Origin of the sequence: Bradyrhizobium sp. DOA1, from assembly GCF_001593325.1 — a bacterium.
Lineage (GTDB): Bacteria > Pseudomonadota > Alphaproteobacteria > Rhizobiales > Xanthobacteraceae > Bradyrhizobium.
In genome coordinates, this window is record NZ_JXJM01000001.1 from 4,437,065 (window position 1) to 4,447,182 (window position 10,118).

Below are 10,118 nucleotides of genomic sequence, written 5' to 3' on the forward strand. Positions count from 1 at the left end.
AGGTCGAGGATGGGGCGGCGCGGCGGAGCCGGATCAGACATGTCGCATCATTCGGCGGGAACGGCGGCCTCGCGCAGGCGGATCGAATAGTTCGAGGCATTCTGCTTGCCGCTGGAGGCCGCGCGCGCAAAGGTGATGAGATGGTGCGCGATGAGCGTGCAGCCGATCAGGCCTTCGATGTCACGACGCTTGATGCGTCCCAGCGCGAACGTCCAGAACACGCGCCTGTAGTCGCCGAGCACGCCCACCTTCCAGAAGATGTTGCGCAGCATGACGAGGCCGCGCCGGATGTTGCGCCAGGTCTTCATCTCGTCCGGCACCGGCATCTTCAGGCGGTGCACATAGACGTTGTCGCATTGATACTGGAAGCGCGCGTAGACCTTCTCGGGCGCGTAAGCGACCGCCATGGCGTGCTTCCAGGATGCGATAACCTCGTCGTAGGGCAGCAGGAAGTCGACATTGGAATCGCGTCCGTCGTCCTCGACGAGGCGCCCCTCGCGCTCCAGCCGGTCCCACAGCGGCGTCTTCGGCAGCGCCTGGAGCAGGTTGATGGTCAGCAGCGGAATCCGGGACTCCTCGACGAAGGAGAGCAGCGCCTCTGACGTGTTCGGCTTGTCGGTGTCGAGCCCCATGATGATGCCCGACACGACCTCCATGCCGTAGGAGTTGATGGTGCGCACGCCCTCCAGAATCGGGACCATCATGTTGTGGTCCTTGTGCATCGCCTTCAGCGCATCGGGATCGGGCGTCTCGATGCCACAGAAGATGGTGATGAAATAGGCCTCCCGCATCTTCTCGAGGATCTCGGGGCGCTTGGCGATGTTGAGCGTGGCCTCGCAGGCGAGCCGGACGACATAGCCGGTGCGCTTCTGCCATTCGATCAGATGCGGCAGCAGGTCCATTGCGGCCTTGCGGTTGCCGATGAAATTGTCGTCGACGAAATAGACCGTGTCGGTCATGCCGCATTCGCGCAGGCGGTCGAGCTCGGCGATGATCTGCTCCGGCGATTTGATGCGCGGATTGCGCCCGTAGAGGCCGGGGATGTCGCAGAACTCGCATTGGTAGGGACAGCCGCTGGAATATTGGATGCTGCCGAGGAAGTACTTCTTGACGTCGACGAGCTCGTAGGCCGGGATCGGAAACTCCGTCATCGGCACGCGGTCTTTGGTGGTCAGCACCACCTGCTGCTCGGGCCGCGCGGTATCGCGTGAGAGAATGTCGATCAGCTGGTTGGTGGCATCGCCGAGCTCGCCGACATGGAGATAGTCGAACGACGGATAGTAGTCCGGGCAGGCGCTGACCGAGGGGCCACCGAGCGCGACGGGCAGATCGAATTCATGGGCGCGGCGGCAGATGTCGTTCATCTGCTGGCGCTGGATGTGCATGCCGCTGACGAAGACTGCTTCCGCCCATTCGAACTCCTCCTTCGTGGTCGGGCGCAGATTCTCGTCGACGAATTTGACCTGCCAGTCTCTCGGAAGGTAGGCGGAGATCAGCAGCAGCCCCTGCGGCGGCATGAAGGCCCGAACACCATCCGTCAGCGGATAGGAATGCTCGAACGTCCCGAATGATGATGTATAGCGCGGAAACACACAGAGAATCCGCCGGGACGTACCGTTACTTTCAGCTCGCATCAAAGCTCCCCCGCCACGCTCGACCGAATGGTGCGGAAATTGCCAGCCCGACACATAGCGTAATGCTGTCGCCGGAATTTCTCAATATTGTGGCACAAGCATAATTCCAAGGGGGAGTAATGGTTTCCTGAAGGCCCGCAGCTTCCGTCGCGTCATGCGATCAGCCGCGCGGCAAAATCGGGCAACAGGCCTGCACCGCCGGCAATGCGGAAATCAGCACCCGCAATGCCCGCCTGCACCAGCCAGTCGTCGAATTCCGGCGCGCGGCGCAGGGAGAAGACGTCGCGGACATAGAGCGCGTCGTGAAAAGACGTCGACTGGTAGTTCAGCATGACGTCGTCGGCGCCGGGGACGCCCATGATGAAGGTGACGCCGGCGGCGGCGAGCAGCGTCAGCAGATTGTCCATGTCGTCCTGGTCAGCCTCGGCATGGTTGGTGTAGCAGATGTCCACCCCGAGCGGCAGGCCGAGCAGCTTGCCGCAGAAATGATCCTCCAGCCCGGCCCGGATGATCTCCTTGCCGTCATAGAGATATTCCGGGCCGATGAAGCCGACCACGCTGTTGACCAGGAGCGGGGCAAAGGCCCGGGCGACCGCGTAGGCGCGCGCCTCGCAGGTCTGCTGGTCGACGCCGTGATGGGCACCCGCCGACAATGCCGAGCCCTGCCCGGTCTCGAAATACATCACGTTCTGCCCGACGCTGCCGCGTCCCAGCGACAGCCCGGCTTCATGCGCTTCCTTCAAAAGCGCGAGGTCGACGCCGAAGCTGCGGTTGGCGGCCTCGGTGCCGGCGACCGACTGGAAGACGAGGTCCACCGGCACGCCCTGCCCGATCAGCGACAGCGTCGTCGTGACATGGGTCAGCACGCAGCCCTGCGCCGGGATGTTCAGCCGCCCGATGATCTCGTCGAGCAGCCGCAGCAATTGCGCGATGATTGCGGGATCGTCGCTTGCGGGATTGATGCCGATGCAGGCATCGCCGGCGCCCAGCAGGATGCCGTCGAGGATCGAGGCGGTGATGCCCCGGGCATCGTCGAAGGGATGGTTGGGCTGCAGGCGTGTGCTCAGCCGCCCCTTCAGCCCGATGGTATTGCGGAAGGCGGTGGTGACCTCGCATTTGCGCGCCGCCAGAATCAGGTCCTGGTTGCGCATCAGCTTCGAGACCGCGGCTGCCATTTCCGGGGTGAGGCCGGGCGAGAGCTTCTTCAGCGCCTCGGGCGTCGCGGCATCCGACAACAGCCAGTCGCGGAAGGCGCCGACCGTGAGCGAGGCCACCGGCGCAAAGGCCCTGACGTCGTGGCTGTCGATGACGAGGCGGGTAACCTCGTCGGCCTCATAGGGAATGACAGCTTCCTGGAGGAACCGGCCGAGCGGGACATCGGCGAGCGCCATCCGCGCCGCGATCATCTGCTCGGCGCTGGCGGCGGCGATCCCGGCCAGCCGGTCGCCAGAGCGTGGCGGCGTCGCCTTGGCAAGGAGGTCGCGCAAATCCGGGAACGCATAGCTCGTGGCGTCGATGGTGTGGCGATAGACCAAGAGCCTCTCCGGGGTTCGTCGGCCAACGGCCGAGTCCAGCGCGATCTCAAGACTATACCTTCAGATCAAGACGCTGAAATATCTTACCTTTCTTTCGACTAAGGGCGAAGGACCAAACCGTGCCCGTTAACGGCGCATCCATCTTCGTTCTGCATGATTTTGCATCGATTTGTACCAACTGCTCACCGGCCGCTCCAGGCCATCTCGGGCTCCTTGAACACCATGCCATCTGACCGATCCGGGAATGCCGCTGGCCTCGCCGGCCGCTTCACGCTTGCGACCAAGCTCTATGCAATCTTCGCGCTGTTCGCGCTGCTCACGGCGGCGATCGCGATGCTGTCCGACTACAACAGCCGCCGCAACGCCGATTTGATCAGCGCGACCGAGACCGCGAATGCCGCCGCGCTGAACGTCGAGCGGGTCAACTCGCTGGTCTATGCGGTCGTGATGGAATCGCGCGGCATCTACATGTCGACCGAGCCGGCCGTGGTGAAGAAATATGGCGAGGGCCTTCTCAAGTTCAACGCGCAGATCCTCGATGTCGTCAAGCGCTGGGAGACCATCGTCAAGGCCGATGACGCCGAGCAGTTCGCGACCTTCAAGAAGCGCATCGAGCAGTTCGTCGAATTCCGCAAGGAGCTGGTGCGCCGCGGCATCGAAATCAATGCGGCCGCCGGCCGCGAATGGGGCGACAACGACGCCAATCGCAGCGTGCGCTCGGCGCTGAACAAGGACCTCGAAGCCCTCTCCAAGGTCTACGCCGAACGCGCCAAGCAGATCGCCCAGCAGACCGAGACCAATCGCACGCTGTCTTTCGTGCTGACCTGCCTCGGCGGCTTGGCGCTCGCCCTGGTCGTGATCGGCATCGTCATCATAGCCCGCTCGATCGCTCGGCCGCTCTCCGCCATCACCGCGACCATCAAGCAGGTCGCCGACGGCACCGAGGACGTCGTGGTGCCCTATAGCCGCCGCGCCGACGAGATCGGCGCGCTAGCCCGCGCGATCGAGGTCTTCCAGGAGGCGATGGGCCGCAACCGCAATCTCGCTTCGCAGGTCTCGAACGATTCCGCCGCGCGCGAGGAGCGCGCCCGCCATATCGAAACATCCGTCGAAGCCTTCCGCGAGGCGATCGGCGCCATCATGCGCGGCCTCAGCGAGAACGCTTCCACCATGCGCGAGACCGCGCAGACCATCACGCGCGTCACGGCTGATGCGAACAATCGCGCCGGTATGGCGGCGAACGCCACCGAGCAGGCCTCGCACAACGTCACCGCGGTGGCGGGTGCGGCCGAGGAGCTGTCCGCCTCAGTCGAAGAGATCGGCCGCCAGGTGCAACAGAGCGCCGGTGCCGTCGAGCAGACCGGCCAGCGGACCGAGAAGTCGATCTCCGAGATCGAGAGCCTCGCCGCGGCGACACAACGCATCGATGGCGTGCTCAACCTGATCCAGGCGATCGCCGAGCAGACCAATCTGCTCGCGCTCAACGCCACCATCGAAGCCGCGCGCGCCGGAGACGCCGGCCGCGGCTTTGCCGTCGTCGCCCATGAGGTGAAGGCGCTGGCGGGCCAGACCGCCAAGGCCACCGCCGAGATCGGCGAGAACGTCTCGATGATCCAGGCATCGACCCGCAACGCGGTCGACGCCGTCCGCGAGATCGGCGGGGCGGTGCGCGAGATCAACGAGGTCACCTCGGCTATTGCCGGCGCCATCGGCCAGCAGGATCAGGCGACGCGCGAGATCTCCTCCAACGCGCAAAGCGCCGCGCAAGGCAACGAGACCCTGGTCGCCAACATCACCTCGCTGCGCGATGCCATCGGCGAGACCGACACCGCGGCATCCTCCGTGCTGACGGCTGCTAGCAGCCTGACGGAGACGGCGGACACGCTCTCGCGCGAGGTGGAGAAGTTCTTCCAGAACCTGCGCGCAGGGTCGGCGGACGGCCGCATCGCCAAGGCGGGGTGACGGTGTGAACGCCGTCGAGGACGGGCGGCGAAGGCGTTCAAACCAAGACTCTGAAACAACCCCATGCACAGTAGGCGGGGTGAGATTTTTCAATGACTTGGTGCGTAAGGCGAAAGCACTGCTGATTTTACGAATTCTACTTGAGGCGTCGGGCAAAGCACTGGCATGACAGCATCATGACGGCTGGACGCTGCTCCCCGCCTTCCTGCGCTTGCGCCGACAAAATGGATCATCGCTCCGGCCGCGATTGGTCGAAGAATATCCGAACGCGGCCGACGTCCTCAGCCTCACGATACCGACGCAACTCCATATCGAGCTCTGGATCTGCTTTGGCCCAAGCCAGCCAATCGAACGGGACCTTCCCCTGCAGATAGGAATCCACGAGAATCACGTCCGGGCGACCGTTTCGCAGGTCTGCCAGCAGCTGCCGCCGCTCGAAGTGTATGATGCCGTCGAGTTTTGCTCGCTCTGCCTGGCTAGGCTGTGAGCTGTTCTGGACCAGAATTGCGCCGGCCGTCAGCAACTGGCCACACGAACTACCCACCCAGGTCCCACCAATCTGGCGAACAAGCGGATGGCCCAGCGCGACGTGATCGCCGATCGTGAGCAGCTTCGGATGCTTTGCTAGTGCGTTGATCCGCTGCTCCAGCGGCGGAAAGTCACGGACCGACAAGGACAACCAGAACCCGATCAGCACAACGCTGACGAAGCCGCCGATCCTGACCAGCCTTGGCAGCGCCCCCGTGCGAACGTGCAGCAGCGGTGCGGCAATCGCAAACATGCACAGCGGGTACAGCGTGTATGTCCAGCCCTTGCCTTGAATAAGGAAACTCGCGGCGCCGCCAATGGCGGCTGCCAGCCACGGGGTTGCTTCGCTCTCCAGTCTGAGACCCTGCGAAGTCACTCGGCGGAGAAACACAATCGAAGCAGTGATTATGAGGATCGGGAAAGGAAGCAGGTACGCCAAATCCCTCCGCATCGGGAGATAGGTGGCAGCAACCATCGGTGCATAGGTCAACAAGTAGTCGGGAAAGGCGATCACGACGACTGCCCCGTAACCGATCCCGACAGCGGCGGCTGCACACGCCTCCGGGGTGAACAAGGGCCTGAAGGAACGCTGGCGGATGGCGCCAAGGATGATCGGCAGGCCTGCCACGAGCCCAAGCTGGGGCTTGATGCTGATGGCCAGCCCGGCGCCCAGTCCTGCCAGAATCGCGGCCAGTCCGGGGGAAAGCCCACGCCAGCGTATCGCAGTGACGGCGACAAACGGCGTCATCGCGATGACGGCTATATGCTCGCGTTGCCCGAATACGGCGCCAGGGAGGACGGCGAGCAGGAAGGCGAGCACGCACGTCCAGACATTTCGCTCTCTAGCATCGAGCTTTGCCGCCGCAGCGGCGCGATCGATCACGACAAGCGAGCCAATGATCTCGATGATCACCAGGACGATCACGATGATCTCAGGCGCGATTCCGGTCCATCGCGCAAGCTGCGCCGCCGGCATGTACAGGTAGATCGATAACGGCGGATTGAGTTCGAAGAGGTCGACCCCCAATTGCCGGCCATCCAGAATCTGCTCTCCTTCAGAAAGCAGGCAGCTCAAATCGGTGTTGAGAACGACGGGCATTTGCACGAACAGGGCCGTCAGCAGGATCGCGGCCACGATGATCCAACGCTGATTCATGCGATAGCTGCTTCCAGGTATACTCTAGAGGCTTCGCGCGAACCGGTGTCCACTTCGCTCGGAAACGCTCCGGGGGATCACGGCATCTTCCGACTTGGCAAATCTGCTCTCGTTGGGCGGAAGCGGCCTGCTCTCTTCTTGCGTGACTGCGCAAAAGTGCAGGCAGCGCCATTCTCAATCGGCAGTCGTTACTATTGTGCTACAATGACCTAAAACTATACGACTTCGTGGCCGGAGCGCGGAGTTGCCATTCCCCGGCGGCGTGGGACGTCCTACCCCATCACCGCGCCGCGCTTGATCAGCGCTTATCCTCGCGGCGAGGTGCACCCTGGTCCGGCTCGTCGCCGATGCGGAACGTGATGCAGGGCGAAAGATGCGCTCATTGCACTTTCGCAGCGGCTTCACGCGCAACACGGCAGAAGAGGTTCACGGTTGGGCTGATATGACGGTGCTTCAGCCGCACCAGACCAACCGGGCGGCGTGTCGTCGGCATGCGAATGCGCAGCGGGGCCAATGTCGCATGGGGCGCTGGATAGCGAAGCGTGGCGCGGGGCAGGATTGCCAGAAAAGGACCGGCCGCTAGCAGATTGATCTGCATCGCATACGATCCGCAGGTCACCGTAGCGGCCGGCACATCCAACCCTTCGTTGCGAAAGGCCTCCTCGATGAAGGGGCGCAGGAACGACATTGCGGGCGGACCCAACAACCATTTCTCGTTCGTCAGGCTTCGCAGCGTGAGATGCCTGCGGCCCATCAGCGGATTGTGCTTCCCCGCAATCACGGCGAGTTCGTCTTCGAACAACGGCTCGCCGACCAAGTCCAGATAACGGTCAAAATCTGCTGCCATTCGCGTGACGGCAATGTCGATCTCGCGGTGACGCAACTTTTCATGCAGGGCGAGCGTATCGGCCGCGCTGACCACAAACCTGATTCTTCCATGCATCTCCGAGATGTTCTGGATGATCGTCGCGGTCAGCGCCGCCATGGGCTCCGTCGTGCCAATACGAATCTCGCCCTGGGTCGGGTCGGCAAGAAACGCCAGTTCGCCAAGTCCCTGCTTGAGCTCGTCGGTGACGGCCGTGGTCCGACGGCGCAACGCATGGCCGAATCTCGTCAGTTCGACGCCGGTCGAGGTCCGATCGAACAGGGGCACGCCGAGCAGATGCTCCATGTCGGCGACGACGCGGGATACGGCCGGCTGTGACATGCCGAGCCGTGGGGCAGCCTTCGCCATGCTCCCCGCTTCGGCCACGGCATCCAGAACGTGAAGATCGCGGAGCTTCAAGCGCCGCAGGCGCAGATCGTCCATTCCCGCCTCTATCCAAGTTCCTGATATGCATATCCGATATTCGAGCTTCCCGGTATACCCCGAAGCCGCGATGCTGAGGGTCACTCGAAGAGGAGGCCAACATGCGGTTCACCCGGATTGCCCTCGCGATCGCCGGTTTCACCATGCTTACACTGGCGTCTCCTCTGGGGGCGCAGACGCGCACCGCGCCCCTTCGCATCATCTATCCGTTTCCCGGCGGAGGCTCCGGCGATACATTGACCCGGCTGATTGCAGAACGACTGGGCACGGCGCTGGAGCGCCCGGTGATGGTCGAGCCGCGTGTGGGAGCTGCCGGCCGCCTCGGCGTCCAGACCGTCAAGACGGCCGAGCCGGACGGCAACACTTTGCTCGCCACTCCGATCGCGCCGATGGTGGTTTATCAAAGCGTCTATCCCGCGCTCGACTACGATCCGATCAAGGATTTCGCGCCGGTGTCGCAGGTTGCCACGTTCGAGTTCGGCGTCTGCATTGACCCGAAGATTCCCGCCGGCAATCTATCCGAGTTGGTAGCATGGCTGAAAGCGAACCCAGACAAGGCCAACTTCGGCACGCCGGGCGCAGGTACGCTTCCCCATTTCTTCGGGCTGATGTTCGCAAAGGCCGCCGGCGTGCCGTTGCAGCATATCGCCTACAAGGGCGGCGTGCTCGCTCTGACGGACCTGATGGGAAGCCAAATTCCCATCGTCATGCTGTCCACCAACGAACTCACGGAGTTGCACAAAGCGGGCCGGATACGCGTGCTGGCGACCTCCGGCGCCCAGCGGTCGACGTTCCTGCCCGACATTCCGACCTTCAAGGAAAGCGGATACGATATCGAAGGCGGCGGCTGGTGGGGCTTCTTCGCACCTGCCCGCACTCCGGCCACTGCCATAGCCAAACTGAGCAGCGCGATCGCGAAGATCATCCAGGATGACGAGATCAAGGGACGGATTGCGCAAATTGGACTGAAGCCGACCGGTACATCTCCTGAGGATTTTGCTCGCATCCAGCGTGAAGACATCGAACGTTGGGCCATTCCGATCAAAGCATCCGGTTTCACGGCGGAGCAGTGAGAATGGACACGCCATTCAGGGTGACGCTGCTGGGCAGCGGCATGCCCTCACCCGACCCGCTCAGATTTGGACCTGCGACCTTGATCGAAGCCGGTTCACAGAAGATCATGGTCGATGCCGGCCGCGGCGCGACGATGCGCCTGTTGCAACTCGGAATTCCGATCGGCAGCATCGACCTGCTGCTGCTCACTCATTTCCACTCCGACCACGTGGTCGGCCTTCCCGATATCTGGTTGACGGGCTGGCTCGGCGGCAAATTCGGGCGGCGAAGCCTGCCGATGCGCGTTCTCGGGCCTCCGGGCACCGTTCATCTGACGCATCATCTCGAAAAAGCATTCGGCGCCGATATCGCAATCCGCATGGCCGATGAACATCTTCCGCCGCAGGGCGCGCGCATCGATGCCGCCGAATTCGAACGCGACGGCGTCATCCACGATCGAGAAGGCCTCCGCATCACCTGCTTCGAGGTCGATCACGGCGACAAGATCAAGCCTGCCTTCGGCTATCGCTTCGACTATCGCGGCAAATCCGCGGTACTGTCCGGCGATACCCGTTATTGCGAGAACCTGATCGCTCATGCCGATCGCGTCGATCTCCTCGTCCATGAGGTCGCCATGGTCAGGCCCGCGTCGATGGAGATCGAACGGATCCGCCGAGTCATCGGGCATCACTCGACGCCGGCGGATGCGGCGCGGGTCTTCGCGAAATGCGCGCCGAAACTTGCCGTCTACAATCACCTCGTGCTGATCGACGACGGGGAGAGCGGGCCTCCGACGGCGCAGGACCTCATTGACGCAACCCGGCAAGACTACGATGGCGCCTTCGTCGTCGGCGAAGATCTCATGGCATTCTGCCCGTGAGCTTGGACAGCCACACTCGGCAACCTTTACCCATCACCCCGCCCCGCTTGACCAGCTCTTT

The 10,118-nt window shown here is 63.1% G+C and carries 7 protein-coding genes; 3 read left to right on the top strand and 4 right to left on the bottom strand.

Annotated features, from left to right (window positions below; translation table 11 throughout):
- Positions 1 to 47: 47 nt before the first annotated feature.
- Together SE91_RS20875 and SE91_RS20880 are read right to left on the bottom strand one after the other, a co-directional pair.
- The gene (locus SE91_RS20875; RefSeq protein WP_061848923.1) at positions 48 to 1,634 is read right to left on the bottom strand and encodes a B12-binding domain-containing radical SAM protein; all 1,587 of its coding nucleotides are present in this window, start codon (positions 1,632 to 1,634) and stop codon (positions 48 to 50) included.
- Between the two features lie 152 nt (positions 1,635 to 1,786).
- Positions 1,787 to 3,169, bottom strand: a complete 1,383-nt coding sequence (locus SE91_RS20880; RefSeq protein WP_061848924.1) for an ethanolamine ammonia-lyase subunit EutB — start codon at positions 3,167 to 3,169, stop codon at positions 1,787 to 1,789.
- A gap of 222 nt (positions 3,170 to 3,391) precedes the next feature.
- Here SE91_RS20880 and SE91_RS20885 point away from each other — a divergent pair, with 222 nt between their 5' ends.
- Positions 3,392 to 5,131, top strand: a complete 1,740-nt coding sequence (locus tag SE91_RS20885; protein ID WP_061848925.1) for a methyl-accepting chemotaxis protein — start codon at positions 3,392 to 3,394, stop codon at positions 5,129 to 5,131.
- 229 nt (positions 5,132 to 5,360) lie between these two features.
- On the opposite strand, the gene SE91_RS20890 is transcribed toward SE91_RS20885, so the two are convergent.
- Together SE91_RS20890 and SE91_RS20895 are read right to left on the bottom strand one after the other, a co-directional pair.
- A complete protein-coding gene (locus tag SE91_RS20890; RefSeq protein ID WP_061848926.1) occupies positions 5,361 to 6,815 on the bottom strand; it encodes a glycosyltransferase family protein in 1,455 nt (484 codons plus the stop codon).
- Positions 6,816 to 7,194: 379 nt separating this feature from the next.
- Positions 7,195 to 8,124: a LysR family transcriptional regulator gene (locus SE91_RS20895; RefSeq protein WP_061848927.1), complete on the bottom strand. Its 930-nt coding sequence runs from the start codon at positions 8,122 to 8,124 to the stop codon at positions 7,195 to 7,197.
- Between the two features lie 101 nt (positions 8,125 to 8,225).
- Between SE91_RS20895 and SE91_RS20900 the strand changes: the two genes are divergently transcribed.
- A complete protein-coding gene (locus tag SE91_RS20900; RefSeq protein WP_061848928.1) occupies positions 8,226 to 9,197 on the top strand; it encodes a Bug family tripartite tricarboxylate transporter substrate binding protein in 972 nt (323 codons plus the stop codon).
- Positions 9,198 to 9,199: 2 nt separating this feature from the next.
- Positions 9,200 to 10,057 (top strand): MBL fold metallo-hydrolase, encoded by an 858-nt coding sequence (locus tag SE91_RS20905; RefSeq protein ID WP_061848929.1) that lies wholly within the window; start codon positions 9,200 to 9,202, stop codon positions 10,055 to 10,057.
- Positions 10,058 to 10,118: the final 61 nt, after the last annotated feature.

Coding starts and splice junctions, on each gene's coding strand:
- SE91_RS20885 (WP_061848925.1), top strand. CDS start 3,392: ATGCCATCTGACCGATCCGGGAATGCCGCTGGCCTCGCCGGCCGCTTC.
- SE91_RS20900 (WP_061848928.1), top strand. CDS start 8,226: ATGCGGTTCACCCGGATTGCCCTCGCGATCGCCGGTTTCACCATGCTT.
- SE91_RS20895 (WP_061848927.1), bottom strand. CDS start 8,124: ATGGACGATCTGCGCCTGCGGCGCTTGAAGCTCCGCGATCTTCACGTT.
- SE91_RS20890 (WP_061848926.1), bottom strand. CDS start 6,815: ATGAATCAGCGTTGGATCATCGTGGCCGCGATCCTGCTGACGGCCCTG.
- SE91_RS20905 (WP_061848929.1), top strand. CDS start 9,200: ATGGACACGCCATTCAGGGTGACGCTGCTGGGCAGCGGCATGCCCTCA.
- SE91_RS20875 (WP_061848923.1), bottom strand. CDS start 1,634: ATGCGAGCTGAAAGTAACGGTACGTCCCGGCGGATTCTCTGTGTGTTT.